Source organism: Stenotrophomonas sp. 704A1, from assembly GCF_030549525.1.
GTDB lineage: Bacteria > Pseudomonadota > Gammaproteobacteria > Xanthomonadales > Xanthomonadaceae > Stenotrophomonas > Stenotrophomonas tuberculopleuritidis.
In genome coordinates, this window is sequence record NZ_CP130831.1 from 421,396 (window position 1) to 438,879 (window position 17,484).

General features: G+C 68.1%; 18 protein-coding genes. 7 read left to right on the top strand and 11 right to left on the bottom strand.

Annotated features, from left to right (window positions below):
- Positions 1 to 4 precede the first annotated feature (4 nt).
- Positions 5 to 898 (top strand): heme o synthase, encoded by an 894-nt coding sequence (gene cyoE, locus Q5Z10_RS01890; RefSeq protein WP_303637660.1) that lies wholly within the window; start codon positions 5 to 7, stop codon positions 896 to 898.
- Between the two features lie 83 nt (positions 899 to 981).
- Here cyoE and Q5Z10_RS01895 read toward each other — a convergent pair whose 3' ends face one another.
- The 6 genes from Q5Z10_RS01895 to rpsU all read right to left on the bottom strand — a co-directional run bounded on the left by Q5Z10_RS01895 (position 982) and on the right by rpsU (position 6,118).
- Entirely contained in the window at positions 982 to 1,953 is a 972-nt protein-coding gene (locus tag Q5Z10_RS01895; protein WP_303637661.1) for a bile acid:sodium symporter family protein, read from the bottom strand.
- 27 nt (positions 1,954 to 1,980) lie between these two features.
- The gene (locus Q5Z10_RS01900) at positions 1,981 to 2,481 is read right to left on the bottom strand and encodes a protein tyrosine phosphatase family protein (RefSeq protein ID WP_303637662.1); all 501 of its coding nucleotides are present in this window, start codon (positions 2,479 to 2,481) and stop codon (positions 1,981 to 1,983) included.
- Positions 2,482 to 2,507: 26 nt separating this feature from the next.
- Positions 2,508 to 4,247, bottom strand: a complete 1,740-nt coding sequence (gene dnaG / locus Q5Z10_RS01905; protein ID WP_303637663.1) for a DNA primase — start codon at positions 4,245 to 4,247, stop codon at positions 2,508 to 2,510.
- A gap of 61 nt (positions 4,248 to 4,308) precedes the next feature.
- On the bottom strand, positions 4,309 to 5,229 hold the full coding sequence (locus Q5Z10_RS01910; RefSeq protein WP_303637664.1) for a YihY/virulence factor BrkB family protein: 921 nt from the start codon (positions 5,227 to 5,229) through the stop codon (positions 4,309 to 4,311).
- Between the two features lie 96 nt (positions 5,230 to 5,325).
- Positions 5,326 to 5,769 carry a GatB/YqeY domain-containing protein gene (locus tag Q5Z10_RS01915; protein WP_303637665.1) on the bottom strand — a complete coding sequence of 148 codons (444 nt, stop codon included), beginning with the start codon at positions 5,767 to 5,769 and terminating at the stop codon, positions 5,326 to 5,328.
- A 133-nt stretch (positions 5,770 to 5,902) separates the two neighbouring features.
- Positions 5,903 to 6,118 carry a 30S ribosomal protein S21 gene (gene rpsU, locus Q5Z10_RS01920; protein WP_002808376.1) on the bottom strand — a complete coding sequence of 72 codons (216 nt, stop codon included), beginning with the start codon at positions 6,116 to 6,118 and terminating at the stop codon, positions 5,903 to 5,905.
- A 167-nt stretch (positions 6,119 to 6,285) separates the two neighbouring features.
- Here rpsU and tsaD point away from each other — a divergent pair, with 167 nt between their 5' ends.
- The 5 genes from tsaD to Q5Z10_RS01945 all read left to right on the top strand — a co-directional run bounded on the left by tsaD (position 6,286) and on the right by Q5Z10_RS01945 (position 12,097).
- Complete coding sequence (tsaD, locus tag Q5Z10_RS01925) at positions 6,286 to 7,311, top strand: tRNA (adenosine(37)-N6)-threonylcarbamoyltransferase complex transferase subunit TsaD (protein WP_303637666.1); 1,026 nt, start codon at positions 6,286 to 6,288, stop codon at positions 7,309 to 7,311.
- A gap of 121 nt (positions 7,312 to 7,432) precedes the next feature.
- Positions 7,433 to 7,786 carry a dihydroneopterin aldolase gene (folB, locus tag Q5Z10_RS01930; RefSeq protein WP_303637667.1) on the top strand — a complete coding sequence of 118 codons (354 nt, stop codon included), beginning with the start codon at positions 7,433 to 7,435 and terminating at the stop codon, positions 7,784 to 7,786.
- A 45-nt stretch (positions 7,787 to 7,831) separates the two neighbouring features.
- Positions 7,832 to 9,103, top strand: a complete 1,272-nt coding sequence (locus Q5Z10_RS01935; RefSeq protein ID WP_303637668.1) for a mechanosensitive ion channel family protein — start codon at positions 7,832 to 7,834, stop codon at positions 9,101 to 9,103.
- Between the two features lie 128 nt (positions 9,104 to 9,231).
- On the top strand, positions 9,232 to 11,406 hold the full coding sequence (locus Q5Z10_RS01940; RefSeq protein WP_303637669.1) for a glycoside hydrolase family 3 N-terminal domain-containing protein: 2,175 nt from the start codon (positions 9,232 to 9,234) through the stop codon (positions 11,404 to 11,406).
- A gap of 106 nt (positions 11,407 to 11,512) precedes the next feature.
- Positions 11,513 to 12,097 (top strand): hypothetical protein, encoded by a 585-nt coding sequence (locus tag Q5Z10_RS01945; protein ID WP_303637670.1) that lies wholly within the window; start codon positions 11,513 to 11,515, stop codon positions 12,095 to 12,097.
- Between the two features lie 40 nt (positions 12,098 to 12,137).
- Here Q5Z10_RS01945 and Q5Z10_RS01950 read toward each other — a convergent pair whose 3' ends face one another.
- A complete protein-coding gene (locus Q5Z10_RS01950) occupies positions 12,138 to 13,307 on the bottom strand; it encodes a PQQ-dependent sugar dehydrogenase (protein WP_303637671.1) in 1,170 nt (389 codons plus the stop codon).
- Between the two features lie 168 nt (positions 13,308 to 13,475).
- On the opposite strand from Q5Z10_RS01950, the gene yiaA reads away from it, so the two are divergent.
- Positions 13,476 to 13,928 (top strand): inner membrane protein YiaA, encoded by a 453-nt coding sequence (yiaA, locus tag Q5Z10_RS01955; protein ID WP_303637672.1) that lies wholly within the window; start codon positions 13,476 to 13,478, stop codon positions 13,926 to 13,928.
- A 49-nt stretch (positions 13,929 to 13,977) separates the two neighbouring features.
- Here yiaA and Q5Z10_RS01960 read toward each other — a convergent pair whose 3' ends face one another.
- The 4 genes from Q5Z10_RS01960 to Q5Z10_RS01975 form a co-directional block, all read right to left on the bottom strand.
- Positions 13,978 to 14,319 carry a hypothetical protein gene (locus Q5Z10_RS01960; RefSeq protein WP_303637673.1) on the bottom strand — a complete coding sequence of 114 codons (342 nt, stop codon included), beginning with the start codon at positions 14,317 to 14,319 and terminating at the stop codon, positions 13,978 to 13,980.
- A 98-nt stretch (positions 14,320 to 14,417) separates the two neighbouring features.
- On the bottom strand, positions 14,418 to 15,713 hold the full coding sequence (locus tag Q5Z10_RS01965; RefSeq protein WP_303637674.1) for an APC family permease: 1,296 nt from the start codon (positions 15,711 to 15,713) through the stop codon (positions 14,418 to 14,420).
- Positions 15,710 to 16,471, bottom strand: a complete 762-nt coding sequence (locus Q5Z10_RS01970; RefSeq protein ID WP_303637675.1) for a L,D-transpeptidase family protein — start codon at positions 16,469 to 16,471, stop codon at positions 15,710 to 15,712. Before Q5Z10_RS01970 ends, Q5Z10_RS01965 begins: the two co-directional genes overlap by 4 nt.
- 15 nt (positions 16,472 to 16,486) lie before the next feature.
- Entirely contained in the window at positions 16,487 to 17,335 is an 849-nt protein-coding gene (locus tag Q5Z10_RS01975) for a MurR/RpiR family transcriptional regulator (protein WP_303637676.1), read from the bottom strand.
- Between the last annotated feature and the right edge of the window lie 149 nt (positions 17,336 to 17,484).

Here is a 17,484-nt window from a genome sequence, read left to right on the forward strand (position 1 = left end):
TTGCATGTTCTCCAATTACCGCCAGTACTGGGACCTGACCAAGCCCAAGGTCGTCGCGCTGATCGTCTTTACCGCCTTGGTCGGCATGGTCCTGGCCATTCCCGGCGTGCCCAGCTGGGAGCAGGTGCGCGCCGGCCTGCTGGGCTTCCTCGGCATCTGGCTGGCCGCTTCGGCGGCGGCGGCCATCAACCAGCTGTTGGATGCGCACATCGATGCGCAGATGGCACGCACGTCGTGGCGCCCGCTGGTGGTGGGCAAGGTCAAGCCGTGGCAGGTGCTGGTGTTTGCCGGCGCGCTGATCGTGCTGTCGATGACGATCCTGGTGCTGTGGGTGAACCTGATCACCGCGGTGCTGACCTTTGCCTCGCTGATCGGTTACGCGGTGATCTATACCGTGTATCTCAAGCGCGCGACTTCGCAGAACATCGTCATCGGTGGCCTGGCCGGGGCGATGCCGCCGATGCTGGGCTGGGCGGCGGTGACCGGCATGCAGGGTTCGTCGGACTGGGCGTACGCGTCGCTGCTGGTGCTGATCATCTTCATCTGGACCCCGCCGCATTTCTGGGCGCTGGCGATCTTCCGCCGCGAGGACTATGCCAAGGCCGAGATCCCGATGCTGCCGGTGACGCACGGCGTGGTGCATACGCGCAAGCAGATCATGGCGTACTCGGTGGTGCTGGCGCTGGTCTGCGTGCTGCCGTACGTGGTGGGCATGAGCGGTGCGTTCTACCTGGGCGGCGCGATCGTGCTCAATGCGGTGTTCCTCTGGTACGCCTGGCGCATGCTCGATCCGCCGGATGAGCTGTTCTCGATGAAGATGTTCAGCTACTCCATCGTGTACCTGATGGCGCTGTTCGCCTTCCTGCTGGTGGACCACTGGATCCTGCCCTGGCTGTGACCGGCTGAAGCCGCCGGGCATGGCCCGGCGCTACCGGAGGCGCCGTGGTAGCGCCGGGCCATGCCCGGCGGTGTTCCGAGGGATCAGGAGCTGCGCCGCGCATAACGCTGCGCGATCACGCCACAGACGATCAGCTGGATCTGGTGGTAGATCATCACCGGCAGCACGATGGCGCCGAGGCTGCCACCGGCGAACAGCACCTTGGCGATCGGTACGCCGGTGGCCAGGCTCTTCTTCGAGCCGCAGAACACGATGGCGATCTCGTCTTCGCGGTTGAAGTGCAGGCGGCGGGCGAGGAAGGTGATCAGCGGCATCGCGATGCCCAGCAGTACCGCCGCCACTACCGCTACCGCGAACAGTGACAGCAGCGGTGTCTTGCTCCACAGGCCCTCGGTGACGGCTTCGCCGAAGGCCGAGTACACCACCAGCAGGATCGTGCCCTGGTCGGTGTAGCGCAGCAGCGCGCGCTGCTTCTCTACCCAGCCGGCGATCCACGGCCGCAGCAGGTGGCCGGCCACGAACGGCACCAGCAGCTGCAGCAGGATGCCGCCAATGGCATGCAGCGGGTCGTGGATGCCGCCGGAGGTGCCGGCCAGTGCGGTCAGCAGCAGCGGGGTCAGGAACACGCCGAGGATGCTCGACAGCGACGCGCTGCACACCGCAGCCGGCACGTTGCCGCGCGCCATCGAGGTGAACGCGATGGACGACTGCACGGTGGAGGGCAGCGTGCACAGGAACAGCACGCCCAGGTACAGCTCCGGGGTCAGCAGCCAGCCCGACAGTGGCTTGAACATCAGCCCCAGCAGCGGGAACAGGATGAAGGTGCAGGCCAGGATGGTCAGGTGCAGCCGCCAGTGCAGCATGCCGCCGATGATCGACTCGCGCGGCAGGCGCGCACCATGCAGGAAGAACAGTGCTGCGATGGCAATGGTGGTGACATCGTCGAGCACGAGCGCCGCGGCGCCCTGCATCGGCAGCAGCGAGGCCAGCAGAACGGTGCCGAGCAGGGCGAGGGTGAAATTGTCCGGTCGCAGGCGCGACCACCAGCGGGTCATGGTGGACAGGCTCCTTGGTGCGGGAAGTCAGGGGGTGGGGGCGGGCGACGCCAGGCGCTCGCGCGTAGCCGTTTCCAATGACCGCAGGCCGGCACGCTGGCCCAGCTGCAGCGCCTGTTCCGGGCTGGCGTGTTCGTAGCGTGCGTTGACCAGGCCGAGCACGGCACCGGCGCGGTTGCCGGACGCGCAGTGCAGCAGCACCGGTCCCTGGCTCTGCTGCAGCGCCTGATGCACGGCGCGCACGTTGGCCGCATCCAGCCCTTCGGCGCCTGCGACGGGAATGCGCACATAGCGCATGCCCAGCGACTCGGCCACGCCGGTCTCATCGAACCCGCGGTCCTCGCCGGGCTGGCGCAGATCGATCACGGTACGCACCCCCTGGCGGGCCAGCTCGCGCAGCTGGGCCGCCGTGGGCTGGCCACCGGCATACAGGCCCGGGCGGACTTCCGGCAGATCGGTACCTTCGGCCCAGGCCGGCACGATCGGACAGAGCGACAACAACAGCAGGCAGGTCAGGCGCAGCAGCATGGTCCCTCCGGGGAAGCGTGGCGCCGCTACAGGCGCAGGGTGGCGCGGGCCTTCAGCAGCTCGCGCAGTTCGTATTTGTCAGTATCGTCCAGGCCCTGCTGCCGCTGCTTTGCCAACAGCTCCTCCAGGCGTTGCACCAGCAGCTGTTTCTCCAGCTGGGCCACCGCATCGTGCAGCTCCTGGGTCCACATCGCTTCGTCGCCGGGCATGGTCTGCGCGGCCAACGTGTGCAGCGCGGCCTGCTCCTCACGCCCGTCGAAGTGCTCGAGCAGGGCGCCGGTGCTGATGTCCGGGCGCTGTTCGACCAGCCCCAGCAGCTCCAGCAGCAGTTCCACGCCCGGCAGGCGCAGGCCCTGGAAGTGGTGCTTGCCGCCCAGCGTCAGCGCCAGCGATGGCTGCTGCAGCAGCACGGCGATCGCGCCGCGCACCAGGCTGCGCTTGGCCACGGGCTGGATCGTTCGCGAGGGCGGGCGCTGCGGCATCGGCGCGCGCCCGGCCTGGGCGTTGCCGCCGAGCCCGGTCAGCTGCGCCAGCTGCTGCTTCATCAGATCGCCGAAGGCACCGTCGGGAATCTGCGCCAGCATCGGCTTGGCACGCTCGGCCAGGCGGGCCTTGCCGTCGAGCGTGTTGAGGTTGATCTCACGGGTCAGTTCATCGAAGAAGAACTGCGACAGCGGCGTGGCCTGCTTCAGGCGTTCATCGAAGGCCGCGGCGCCTTCCTTGCGCACGATGCTGTCCGGGTCTTCGCCATCGGGCAGGAACAGGAAGAAGGCCTGGCGGCCATCCTTCATGCGTGGCAGCACCGATTCCAGCGCCTTCCAGCCGGCGCGGCGGCCGGCAGCGTCGCCGTCGAAGCAGAAGAACACGTCCGGCGCGTTGCGGAACAGCAGCTCGGCATGATCCGGCGTGGTCGCCGTGCCCAGCGTGGCCACCGCCTGGGTGACGCCGAACTGGAACAGCGAGACCACGTCCATGTAGCCCTCGACCACGATCAGCCGCTCGATCTTCTGGTTGGCCTGGCGCACCTGCCACAGCCCGTACAGCTCGCGTCCCTTGTGGAACAGCGCGGTCTCGGGCGAGTTGAGGTACTTGGGGCCGTCGTCCTTCTCGAACACGCGGCCGCCGAACGCGATCACCCGGCCACGCCGGTCGAAGATCGGGAACATCACCCGGTCGCGGAACTTGTCGTAGACGTGGCCGCGGTCGTTCTTGGAGAACAGGCCGGCGCGGTCGAGCAGTTTCATCCGCCGCTCGTCCTTGCCCAGTGCATCGCGCAGGCCGCTGTAGCCATCGGGTGCATAGCCGATCTGGAAGCGCGCGCGGTTCTCCTCGTCCACGCCGCGGCCGTCCAGGTAGCTGCGGGCCTTGTCGCTGCCTTCCAGGTTCTTCTGGAAGAACTTCATGGCCGCATCCAGCGCCGAGTACAGCTCGCGGCTGTCGTCCTGCTGCTGGGCGCTGCGCGGGTTCTCGCTGCGCGGCACTTCCATGCCGGCACGCTTGGCCAGTTCGTCCACCGCGTCGAGGAACTCGAGACGGTCGTAGTTCATCAGGAAGCTGATGGCAGTACCGTGCGCGCCGCACCCGAAGCAGTGGTAGAACTGCTTGGTGGGCGAGACCGTGAACGAGGCCGAGCGTTCATCATGGAACGGGCAGCGCGCGGCGTACTCCTTGCCCTGGCGTTTCAGTGGCACGCGGCTGCCCACCACCTCGACGATGTCGGAGCGGGCCAGCAGGTCGTCGATGAAAGCGTCGGGAATACGGGCCATGGGCAACGAGGCAGGGCGCGGCCAGCAGGCCACGCGAGGCGGAACGATCAGTCCACCTAGTCTACTCCCTGCCGGGCAGCGGGCTGGCCTGCGCAGGATCGATGCCGGCGGCTGCCAGGTGGGTGCGTGCGCGCAGGCGCTCGTCGATCACCGCGGTCATCAGCGCGCCGACGAAAAACACCACGGTGGCGTAGTAGATCCAGACCAGCGAAATGACCAGCGCGCCCATCGAACCGTAGGCGCTGCCGGGGGCGACGGTGGCGATGTAGACGCCGATGCCATAGCGGCCCAGTGCGAACAGTGCCGAGGTGATGACACCGCCGATGAACGCCTGGCGCCAGGCCACGCGGCGGTCCGGCAGGTAGTGGTACATGAAAGCGAAGCCGACCGCATACAGCAGCAGGCTGGTGAGATAACCGATGGCCGGCAGGACCGAAGGCAGCTGGGCGAACGCCACCTGCAGCATGGTGGTGGCGGTCATCGACAGGATCAGCAGGAAGCCCAGCGCCAGCACCACGCCGAAGGAAAACACGCGCTTGCGCAGCCACGCCTTGATCCCGTCCAGGCGCTCGCCGCTGGTGCGGAAGATCAGGTTCAGTGCGTTCTGCAGCTGCGCGAACACGGCGGTGGCACCAATGAACAGCAGCAGGGTGCTCCACAACCCGGCCAGCGAACCCACGTCGGGCTGGTTGTCGGCGTTCTTCAGCACGGTCTCGGCCACGGTGGCCGCGCTGCTGCCGGCGGCGGCGCTGATCTGTTCGACCAGGGCCTGCTGCGCGGGCGGATACAGGGAAGCGGTCAGCCACAGCAGCAGCACCAGCAAGGGGGCCATCGAGAGCAGGGCGTAGAACGAGACCGAGGCGGCCTGGGTGAGGACGTCGATTTCGACGAAGCGCTTGCCGACAGCCATCGGAAAGCTGTCCTGCAGGCGCTGGACGTATTTGCGCAGATTCACGGGAACAGGGGTCGCGGGTTCAACCATGCTGCCGTTGTAGCAGCCGGGAGTCGAAGGCGCGGTGAAGCAGGTGACGCATCGGTGGCGCCAGGCGATGCCCGGCACCACCGCATCAGCGCCGGCTTACGACAGCTGCTGCTTGACCAGCTTGGAGACCAGGCCCATGTCGGCCTGGCCGGCGAGCCGGGGCTTCAGCGCGCCCATCAGCTTGCCCATGTCCGCTGCACTGCTGGCGCCGGTCTCGGCGATGGCAGCCTGGATGGCGGCGACGATCTCGGCTTCGCCCATCTTGGCCGGCAGGTAGGCTTCGATGACCACGATCTCGGCACGTTCGATCTCGGCCAGGTCTTCGCGCTTGGCCGCTTCGTACTGGCTGACCGAGTCCTTGCGCTGCTTGACCATCTTGTCGAGCACGGCGATCACCGCGGTGTCATCCAGCTCGATGCGCTCGTCCACTTCGCGCTGCTTGATGGCCGCGTTGATCAGGCGGATCACGCCCAGCTTGTGCTTCTCGCCCGCCTTCATGGCGGCCTTCATGTCGTCGGTGAGCTGCTGCTTCATGCTCATGAGGAACCTCGTGGTGGTGGTGGGGCGGGGCGGATGCCCGGGCCCGGAAACGCAAAAAGCCGGCGACGCTCGCGCGTGCCGGCTTCGGCTCCATCGCGGCAGGGCATGCCCACCGCAATGAAGATGCGTCCGATCAGTACAGGCGCTGACGCTTGGTGACGTCGCGCGACGAGCGGCGCAGCTGACGCTTCACAGCAGCGGCGGCCTTGCGCTTGCGCTCCTGGGTCGGCTTTTCGTAGAACTCGCGCTTGCGGGTTTCGGCCAGCACACCGGCCTTTTCGCAAGTGCGCTTGAAGCGGCGAAGAGCAAACTCGAAGGGCTCGTTCTCGCGGACTTTGACGCTGGGCATGGAATCTCCGGGACACAGTAGAACCGGGTCACGCCCGGCGAGCCGCACATTATAGCGGCGAATAAACGAACTGCAAGCGCCGAACCCTGAATACGGGGCAGTCGATTGCATGCGATGGGGATCTGCCGGGTCCCCGAGGGGTCGACAGGGGCGTCATAATAGCAGGCATGCGAGTCCTTGGCATCGAATCTTCCTGTGACGAGACCGGCGTGGCGGTGTATGACACCGACCTGTCCGGCAGCGCGGCCCTGCGCGCCCATGCGGTCTACAGCCAGATCGCCCTGCACGCCGAGTACGGCGGGGTGGTCCCGGAGCTGGCCAGCCGGGACCATGTGCGCAAGCTGCTGCCGCTGGTGCGGCAGACCCTGGCCGAGGCCGGGCTGGGCATCGACGATCTGGACGGGGTGGCCTACACCGCCGGCCCGGGGCTGGTCGGCGCGTTGCTGGTGGGCGCGGGTGTCGCCCGTTCGCTGGCCTGGGCGCTGGAGATCCCGGCGGTCGGCGTGCATCACATGGAAGGTCATCTGCTGGCCCCGTTGATGGAAGACGATCCGCCGCAGGCCCCGTTCGTGGCCCTGCTGGTATCGGGCGGCCACACCCAGCTGGTCGCGGTCGATGCCATCGGCCGTTACCGGCTGCTGGGCGAAACCCTGGATGACGCGGCCGGCGAGGCCTTCGACAAGACCGCCAAGATGATGGGCCTGCCGTACCCGGGCGGCCCGCAGCTGGCGCGGCTGGCCGAGCAGGGCACGCCGGGGGTCTACCGCTTCACGCGGCCGATGACCGATCGGCCGGGGCTGGATTTCAGTTTTTCGGGCCTGAAGACCCAGGTACTGATGGCCTGGCGCGACAGCGACCAGAGCGAGCAGACCCGCGCCGACATCGCGCGCGGGTTTGAAGACGCCGTGGTCGAGACCCTGTCGATCAAGTGCGAGCGTGCACTGGAGGCGGCCGGCACCAACGTGATCGTGGTGGCTGGCGGGGTGGGGGCCAACAAGCGCCTGCGTGCACGCCTGCAGCAGATGGCCGAGCGCCTGGGCGGGCGCGCCTGTTTCCCGCGGCCGGCCCTGTGCACCGACAACGGCGCGATGATCGCCTTCGCCGGTGCGCTGCGCCTGCAGGCCGGCCAGCACAGCCCGCCGAAGGTGGACGTGACCCCGCGCTGGGACATGGCGACGCTGCCGGCGGTCTGAGCCGCTGGCACTGCGCCCGGTGCGCCGGCGCGCGCGCGTAGCCCGGTGCCCCAGCGCCCGTTCCGGGCAGGCTCACCGCCGTCCCGTTACCATGGCCGCCTGTTTTCGGCTGGTAACCGCAATGGACAAGGTTTTCATCGAAGGGCTGACGATCGACGCCCTGATCGGCATCTACGACTGGGAACGGCGGATCCGCCAGGACCTGGTGTTCGATCTGGAGATGGGCTTCGACAACCGTCGGCCGGCCGCCAGCGATGACATTGCCCATACCCTGAACTACAAGGCGGTGAGCAAGCGCCTGGAGCAGTTCGTGCGCGAGTCGGAATTCGGCCTGGTCGAGACGCTGGCCGAGCGCTGCGCGCAGATCGTGCTGGAGGAGTTCGACGTGCGCTGGCTGCGCCTGAAGCTGAGCAAGCCCGGCGCCGTGCGCGGCGCGCGTGCGGTCGGCGTGATCATCGAGCGCTCGCGGGACTGACCCGGCCGGCCATCGAACAACCCTGGAACAGAAAGGAGACAGCTGATGGTGGATGCGGTGGTGGCGGTACAGTGGCTGGAACGGCTGCAGAACACACTGGAACCCTATCCCGGCGCCTACCTGGCGTTGATGATTTCGGCCCTGCTGATCGCAGCGGGCCTGGCCAACTGGGTGACCAAGCGCATCCTGGTGCGTGGCCTGCGGCGCCTGCTGCAGCGCCTGCCGGGCGCCGAGTCCGGGCGTGGCAGCCACTTGATGCGGGTCATTTCGCGCCTGTCCAACGTGGTGCCCAGCCAGGTGATCGCCTCGGGCATCACCCTCATCCCCGACCTGCCGCCCAGCCTGGTCAACATCGTCATCAAGCTGTGCATCGTATGGGCCGTGCTGACGGTGTCGATGGCGTTCTCGCACGCGCTGGACGCGGCCAACAGCCTGTACGAACGCAAGCCGGATGCGCGCAACAAGCCGATCAAGGGCTACCTGCAGGTGGTCAAGATCGTGGTGTTCGTCGCTGCCGGCCTGTCGATCGTCGCCACCCTGCTGGGCGTGAAGCTGGGCCCGCTGGTCACCGGCCTGGGCGCGGCCACGGCGGTGCTGATGCTGATCTTCCAGGACACCATCCTGTCGCTGGTGGCCAGCGTGCAGATCAGTGGCGATGGCCGCGTGCGCATCGGTGACTGGATCGAGATGCCCAGCCAGAACGCCGATGGTGACGTCATCGATATCGCGCTGCACACCATCACCGTGCAGAACTTCGACAAGACCATCACCACCATCCCGACCAAGAAGCTGGTGACCGAGTCGTTCAAGAACTGGCGCGGCATGCAGGAGGCCGGCGGTCGCCGGATCAAGCGCGCGCTGTACCTGGACCAGCACAGCGTCGGCTTCCTGGACGAGGGCGACCTGGCCTTCCTCGGCCAGTTCGCGCTGCTGCGCGACTACCTGCAGGAGAAGGCGCAGGAGCTGGGCCAGTGGAACGGGCGCCTGCGCGAGCAGGGCGTGGCCGAGGTCAACAGCCGCCGGGTGACCAACCTGGGCACCTTCCGCGCCTACGTGGAGCGCTACCTGCGCAGCCACCCCGGCATCCATACCGACATGACCCTGCTGGTGCGGCAGCTGCAGCCGACCACCGAGGGCCTGCCGCTGGAGCTGTACTGCTTCACCCGCAGCACCGCCTGGGGCGAGTACGAGGCCGTGCAGTCGGACATCTTCGACCACCTGCTGGCGATCCTGCCGGCCTTCGGCCTGCGCGTGTTCCAGGCCTCCAGCGACGCCATGTTGATGGCCGGGCAGCGCCAGCTGGCCGGGTCGGAGTAAGCTGCGAAGCCGCCGGCAGGACCGTACGGACCCCGCTGGTGGCTGAAACTGAATGACGAAACCTCTCGCCAAACGGCCCGGGATCGCTAGAATGCCGGGCTTGTAAACGTTTTCATCAAGGACTGCCGGTGGCCTCCGATCGCATCGAATCCCTCATTGCCCAGATGACCGTCGAGGAAAAGGTCGGCCAGCTGGGTGTCTTCGCGGACATGGTCCGCCCGTTCGCCCCGGACGTGAACCCGGAAGCCAACGTGCGCAATGCCGACCAGGTGCTGCAGCAGGTGCGCGAGGGCAAGGTCGGCTCGCTGTTCAATGGTGTCGGCGCCGAACTGGGCCGGCGCATCCAGCAGGTCGCCACCGAGGAGAGCCGCCTGGGCATCCCGGTGATCCTGGCCGCCGATGTCATCCACGGCATGCGTACCGTGTTCCCGATCCCGCTGGGCGAGGCCGCCAGCTTCGAGCCGGAGCTGGCCGAGCGCACCGCGCGCGCCACCGCCATCGAAGCCACCGCCGCCGGCCTGCACTGGACCTATGCGCCGGCGGTGGACATCGCCCGCGACCAGCGCTGGGGCCGCGGTGCCGAGGGGGCCGGCGAGGACGTGGTGCTGGGCTGTGCCTTCGCCGCTGCCCGCGTGCGTGGCTTCCAGGGCGATGACCTGCGCGCCGACGATTCGCTGCTGGCCACGCCCAAGCACTTCGCCGCCTACGGCGCGGTGATGGCGGGCATGGAGTACAACATGGTGGACATCTCGCCGCAGACCCTGCGCGATGTGCACCTGCCGCCGTTCAAGGCCGCCTTCGATGCCGGCGCGATCACCGTGATGTCCTCGTTCAACGACATCAACGGCGTGCCGGCCAGCGCCAACGCCGAGCTGCTGACCGACATCCTGCGCGGCGAGTGGAAATTCCCGGGTGTGGTGATCTCCGATTACACCGCCGACATGGAGCTGGTCGCCCACGGCTATGCCGCCGACGACCGCGATGCCACCGCCAAGGCGTTCACCGCCGGCCTGGACCTGAGCATGCAGAGCGGCTTCTATGCCGAGCACCTGCCGGGCCTGGTCGAGAGCGGCGAAGTGCCGATGGACGTGCTGGATGAAGGCGTGCGCCGCATCCTGTGGCTGAAGGAAACCATCGGCCTGTTCGACGACCCGTACCGTTCGCTGGACCCGGCGCGCGAAGCCGATACCTCGCATATCGCCGCCCATGACCAACTGTCACGCGATGCCGCCCGCCGTTCGATCGTGCTGCTGAACAACCGCGACAACGTGCTGCCGCTGCAGAAGCGCGGGCAGAAGATCGCGCTGATCGGCCCGTTCGTGCAGGACCGCGAGAACATCGAAGGCTGCTGGACGCTGTTCGGCGACAAGCAGCGCTACGTGGACCTGGAAACCGGCGTGCGCGCCGCCATCGGTGATGACACGCTGCTGGAGATCGTGCCGGGCTGCGAGTTGGAAGCCGCGATCCCCGGTGGAACCGAAGCGGCCGTGGCCGCCGCGCTGCGCGCCGACGTGGTGGTGCTGGCGCTGGGCGAGCCGCAGCGCTACAGCGGCGAAGCACAGTCGCGCGTGGAGATCACCCTGCCGCCGGCCCAGCAGGCGCTGGCCGAAGCCGTGGCGATGACCGGCAAGCCGCTGGTGGTGCTGCTGCGCAACGGCCGCGCGTTGGCGCTGCAGGGCGCGGTGCGCAATGCGCACGCCGTGGCGGTCACCTGGTACCTCGGTACGCAGACCGGCCATGCCGTCGCCGATGTGCTGTTCGGCGATTACAGCCCGTCCGGCCGCCTGCCGGTCAGCTTCCCGCAGGTGTCCGGCCAGCAGCCGTATTTCTACAACCACCCGCGCACCGGCCGCCCGGAACTGCCGACCATGTCGGAGTTCAAGGCCCGCTGGCGCGAGATTCCCAACGAGCCGCTGTACCCGTTCGGCCACGGCATCGGCTACACCACCTTCGCCTATGGCGTGCCGCAGCTGAGCCATCCGCAGCTCGGCTGGGACGACAGCCTGACCATCACCACCACGCTGACCAACAGCGGTGCCGTGGCCGGCGAGGAAGTGGTGCAGCTGTACATCCACGACCGCGTGGCCAGCCGCGTGCGCCCGGTGCGTGAGCTGAAGGACTTCCGCAAGGTCGCCCTGCAGCCGGGCGAGTCGGCCGAGGTGGTGTTCACCCTGACCCGTGAGCAGCTGGCGTTCACCGGCCGCGATGGCGTGCTGCGTGCCGAACCGGGACAGTTCGACCTGTGGGTGTGTGCCTCGTCGGCGCTGGGTGAGGCCGTGCAGTTCGAGCTGCTGAAGGCCTGAGCCTAGGGGGATGGCGCCGGGCCGTGCCCGGCGTCCTCACCCCTGGCAAACACGCCGGGCAGGGCCCGGCGCTACCATCGGGGCCTTGATCCGATGGAGTTCGCGCATGCGCAAGATGGCTTTCCTGATTCCGGCCCTGCTGCTGGCCGCCTGTTCGCAGCCGGCACCGCCGGCCGAGCCTGCTGCCGATGCGCCGCCGCCGATGACCGGTGCCACCCCGGCCGAAGCGGCGGCCAGCGCGACGCCGGATGCCGCCGCCGCACCGCAGGCCGCCGATGCGGCGGCAGCTGCGGCGCCAGCTGGCCCCGCTGCCACTGCCGAGACCGGCGCAGGGGGCGATGTACACGCGCGCATCGACGCCGTGCTGGGGGATTCGGCACAGTACGAAAAGGTCTTCAACGCGTTCAAGGCCGCCGTGGTCGGCGGTGACCGCGCAGCGGTGGTCGAGGAAGTGCGCTTCCCGCTGAACATCGCCGGTGGCAGGAAGATCACCGGACCGGGCGAGTTCCAGCGCAATTACGAAAAGATCATCACCCCGGCGGTGGTCAAGGCGGTGTCCGCACAGGACTTCAACGCGGTGTTCGTCAACCAGCAGGGCGTGATGATCGGCGATGGCCAGGTCTGGTTGAACGGTCAGTGCCTGGACAAGGCCTGCACGCGCACCGAAGTGAAGGTCATCACCATCCAGTGAACGCAAACGGCCCCGCATGCGGGGCCGTTCCGTGTGGGCATCAGGCCTTGGCTGGCGTCAGCTTCAGCAGCCGTGCCTTGCTGCCGTCTTCCAGAAGCCACAGCGCGCCGTCCGGCCCCTGTTCCACCTCGCGGATGCGTTCGCCCATGTTGAAGCGCTCGGCTTCGCGGGCGCTGTCGCCGTCGAAGGTCACGCGAACCAGCGAGGTGGACGACAACCCACCGATGAACGCGCTGCCCTTCCACTGCGGGAACAGCGTGCCGCTGTAGAACATCAGGCCGGCCGGCGAGATCACCGGGTTCCAGGTCACCTTCGGCGCTTCGAATTCCGGGCGGGTGTCATGGTCGGGAATCGGGCGCCCGTCGTAGTGGTCGCCGTTGGAGACGATCGGGTAGCCATAGTTGGCACCGCGCACGATCAGGTTCAGCTCGTCGCCGCCGGCCGGGCCCATTTCCTGTGCCCACAGCCTGCCGTTGGCGTCGAAGGCAATGCCCAGCACATTGCGGTGGCCCAGCGACCAGACCTGCGCGGCAACACCCCCCTGCGAGGCGAACGGATTGTCGGCCGGCAGGCTGCCATCGTCGTTGAGGCGGATGATCTTGCCGAGGTTGCCGCTCATGTCCTGCGCCGGATCGAACTTCTGCCGTTCGCTGGAGCTGATCCACAGCTTGCCATCCGGGCCGAAGGCGAGGCGGTGGCCGTAGTGGCCCTCGCCGCTCACCTTCGGTGTCTGCCGCCAGATCACCTTCAGGTCCTTCAGCTGGCCAGCGCCCGTGGCGTCCAGCGCCAGCGTGGCGCGGGCGACCGCAGCGCCGCGCGTATCCAGGGTGCCTTCCTCGGCGTAGCTGAGGTAGACCACGTTGTTGCGGGCGAAGTCGGGATGCAGGATCACATCGCCGAAGCCCCCCTGGCCGCCGTAGGCGACCTTGGGGACGCCGGTGATTTCATGCTTCTGGCCGCTGGCCAGGTCCAGGTGCTGCAGCTTGCCGCGCTTCTCGGTCACCAGCAGGCTGCCATCGGGCAGGAAGGTCATCGCCCACGGCTGGTCGAAACGGCTGACCTCGGTGGCGGTGAAGGGCCGCTGCCCGGCGCTGGCTGCAGGGGCCGCGGCGACCTTCTGCCCGCCAGCATCGGGGCCGGCGGCACTGCAGGCGGTGGTGGCAAGGATCGGCAACAGGCCGAGGGCGAGCAACAGGGGCGTGCGGGTCATGGGTATCTCCAGCGTGGGGATGCGGATGGCCGGGCTCTCCCTTGTATACCACCGGACCGGTGACGGTCGTGGCCCGAAGGTCCTGCCACCCCTGTGCGCCCTGGCACGGATGGTCTAGGGTGTTCACGCCCGGGCAAAGCCTGCCCGCTTGTCTGCCAAGGAACTGCAATGACCCCTCCCGCCATCCATCGCCCATCACCCGCCTTCATCGCCGCTTCCTGGGTCGCCCTGCTGCTCGGCGCGGTGGCGTACCTGATCGGGCTGTTCAATGCCGAAATGGCCCTGAACGAGAAGGGCTACTACCTGACCCTGCTGTTGTTCGGCCTGTTCGCGGCGGTGTCGCTGCAGAAGAGCGTGCGCGACCGGGTGGAAGCCATCCCGGTGAGCGGTCTGTACTACGCACTGTGCTGGTTCGCGCTGCTGTCGGCACTGTTGCTGCTGCTGGTCGGCCTGTGGAACGCCACCCTGCTGCTGAGCGAGAAGGGCTTCTATGGCATGGCATTCGCACTGTCGCTGTTCGGTGCGGTGGCGGTGCAGAAAAACACCCGTGACCTGATTGCCGCTGCGGGGACGGACGGCACGCGCAGCGCGGTCGTGCCGCCGCTGCCGGAACAGGAGTGAGGCGGCGGTAGCGCCGGGCCCTGCCCGGCGCTACCGGGTGGCCGCACTGTCAGGTACCGCGGGGCACGCCCTTGTCCAGCCGCGGGTCAAGGTTGACCGCCTCGTCCCAGCCACGGCGCACTGCCGCGCGGGCCTGCGCCCATTCCAGCCGGCTCTTGCCACGTTCGCTGGACCAGCGTGATTCCAGTTCGCCCTCGATCTCCTCGTACGCGCGGATCATGTCCTGCGCGCGTGCGCTGTGGCCGATCTGGTAGGCCGGCTCGTAGTCATCGAAGAACAGCTGGTTGTCGTAGTAGGGCTCGCTTGTGTAGCGATCCCGCCAGTAGTCCGATACGGTCTGGCGGGGCGTGCCGTCTTCCGGCACGCGGCCGGGGATCTGGTAGTCGGGCATCGGTCGGGTTCCGTGGTGGACGAACCCTGATCGTGCCTGCGCGGCGGTTAACGGTCCGGGCCGGTTGCGTGAAGGCCGGGTCTGTAGCGTCGAGCAGGTTACGGTTCCGGTTTGCGCGGCAGTCTGTAGATCACCGCACCGATGGCGAAGGCGACCAGCGCGGCGGCAATGTTCTGCCAGCTGGCGCTGGCGAACAGGGCCACGCACAGCAGCAGCGCCAGCACCGGGATCAACGGTCCACCCGGCAGCTTCAATGCACCGGGGCGGTCGGCGTAGCGCTTGGCCAGTACCAGCACGGCCGCCGCGGTGCCGATGTAGGCGAACAGGCGCGTGGTCATCGACAGCAGGGCCAGCTGCACGAACGAACCGGACAGTGCCAGCGCCAATGCGATCAGACCCTGGCAGAAGATCGCCGCGGCCGGCGTGCGGAAGCGCGGGTGCACCTGGGCCAGCACCTTCGGGCCGTAGCCATCGCGGGCCAGGGCGAACAGGAAGCGCGGTCCCATCATCATCGTGTTGCTGTTGGTGCCCAGGATCGAGATGGTCGCGCCCACGGTGAGGATCAGTGCCAGCGCCTCGCCGCCGAAGCCGGCGGCGGCATCGGCCAGCGGTGTTGCCGACGTGGCCAGGCCCGCCAGCGTGCCCTGCGCGACGATCTGCACGGCGGCGTAGATGACGGTGACGGTCACGATCATGGTGATCAGCGCGAACGGAATGTCGCGGCGCGGATTGCGGTACTCGCCGGCCGCCGCGGGGATGTTCTCGAACCCGGCATAGGCGTACAGCAACAGCAGCGCCGCCTCGCCCATGCGCTGCAGGTCATGCGGATCGGGACGCTGGCCGGAGAAGGCCAGCTGCGGGTCGATGTAGAACGCGCCGATGGCCACGAACAGCAGCAGCGGCAGCAGCTTGCCGATCACCAGCACGATGCCGGTGCGGGCGGCCGAGCGCACGCCGATGATGTTGACCCCGGTCAGGAAGCCGAGCGAGACCACGATGATTGCGATGCGGCCCAGGCCGGCACCGGCCCACGGCCAGAACCGCGCCACCGCATCGGCCAGCGCGTTGCTGAGCGCGGCGGCCGAGCTGATGCGGGTCAGCCATATCATCCAGCCGATCTCGAATCCGGCGAAGCGGCCGAACGCTTCACGGGCATACAGGTAACTGCCACCGGGCTCATCGAAGTAGCTGGCGGCCTGCGCGTAGCACAGCACCAGCAGCGCCACGACGATGCCGGCGGCGACCACGCCCCACAGGCTGAACGGCCCGAGCAGCGCGACCGTGGCGGCCGGCAGCAGGTAGATGCCGCTGCCGATCACATCGTTGATCGACAGGCCGACGATCTGCCAGCGGCTGACCGCGCGCTGCAGCTGCGGTTCGTCTGGCGTGCTCATGGCGCGGCTCCTTCAAGCGCGGGCAGCTGCCACTGTGCCTGCAGGCGCCGGTACTCGGCGCGCGGCAGCAGCACGAAGCGCGGGGTGTCCTGGGGTCGCAGCCAGTCCAGCAGCGCGTTCATGCGGGCCTGCGGCATGGCGGTGCAGCCCGCCGTGGCCTCACCGGGCGCGCGCCACAGGTGGGCGAAGATGCAGCTGCCCTTGCCGGGCTGGTTGTCCGGGTTGTGCGCGATCACGAAGCCTTCCTGGTAGCGCACATCGCCCTTGTTGTGCAGGTCCAGCCGCATCGGCTCGGTGGAGCCCTTGACCGCGGCGCTGCCGACCTTCTTCGCATCGACGATGCGGTTGTAGAACGGTGAACCGGGCACATCCATGCAGTAGCTGCTTTCGAGCATGGGCTGGTAGGCCATCGCGGTGCCAGGGCGGGTGATGGCATAGCCGAACGCACTGCCCAGCGCGAACACGCCGGCCGGGCTGCGGCCATCGCCTTCCTGCTTCTGCGGTCCGTCCGCCTGCGCCGGGTGCAGGCCCAGGCCCCACGCGCTGCCGGTACGGCCCAGCGCGACCGGGAAGCCCTGCCCGTGCGCATGCCAGCCCTTGCCATCGCGCACATAGGCCTGCAGCTGCCCTTGGGTACTGTCCCAGTTCTCGCTGGTGACCACGATCAGCTGGCGTGCACCATCGAGCGGTGCAGCGTGGGCGGACACCGCAGCGGCAAGCAGCAGCGCAGTAGTGGCGAGACGGGCCAGCGATGTCATCAATGTGCGCTCCGGTCAGGAATCCAGCAGGTGGTCAATCCGCTCCAGGTTCACCGCAAGCTGCTGCTGGCGGTCCGGATTGGCATGGCAGAGCAGCACGAACAGAAAATCGAGCAGGGCGTGCATGGCGCTACGGTACAGCAGCTGCGCCACCTGTGGCGTGCGATCGTGCGCACACACAGCCAGTGACGCGTCGGCATGCGCGCGCAGTGGATTGGCGGTGTGGCGGGTGATCGAGATGACCTTGCCGCCCATGTCCTGGAACTGGCGCGACAGCTGTGACAGCTGCGGCAGGTTGCCGAACTCGGAGAACATCAGCAGCACATCGCCGGGCCGTGCCGCCGAGAGGTTGGCCAGCATCAGGATCGGGTCGGTATGCGGCACCACCAGCAAACCCAGCAGCGACAACCGCATGGCGAACTCGCGGGCGTACAGCCCGTCATCACCGAGGCCGTGGACGAACAGCTTGGGCGCACCGTCGAGCAGCTGCACGATGCGCTCGATCTCCTCGCGCGGGTTGGCCTGGCGGGTTTCCTCCTCGGCCTGGACCTTGCTGCGGCCAAGCGCCTCGCCCAGACGCAGGTAGTCGTCGCCACCGTCGGGCGCGCGCGGGGGCTGCTGCGGCGTGGCGCCGGCGCGGGCGACATCCTGGCCGATGGAGTACTTCAGGTCCGGATAGCCCTTGAAGCCCAGCTTCTGGCTGAACTTGACCACGCTGGACTGGCTGATCCCGAGCGCGCTGGCCAGCTGCTGCGAGGAGTAGTCGCGCAGCAGGTGGGCGTTGTCGAGGATGAAGTCGGCAATGCGGCGCTCGATGGCCGACATCTGCCCGCGCTCGGTGCGGATCTTCAGCAGGGGCGGCATGCGGGGTGTCCGGGTGTCTGCAAAGGCGTTGCGGTTGGCAGCATAGAGCGTGTCATGGAATGGATCGGGCGGGTGCCAGCCGCGAAGGGGGTACGGGGTAGGGCAGAAGCAAGAGCAGGAGCATCCACCCATGGCGTGGATCTGCCGGG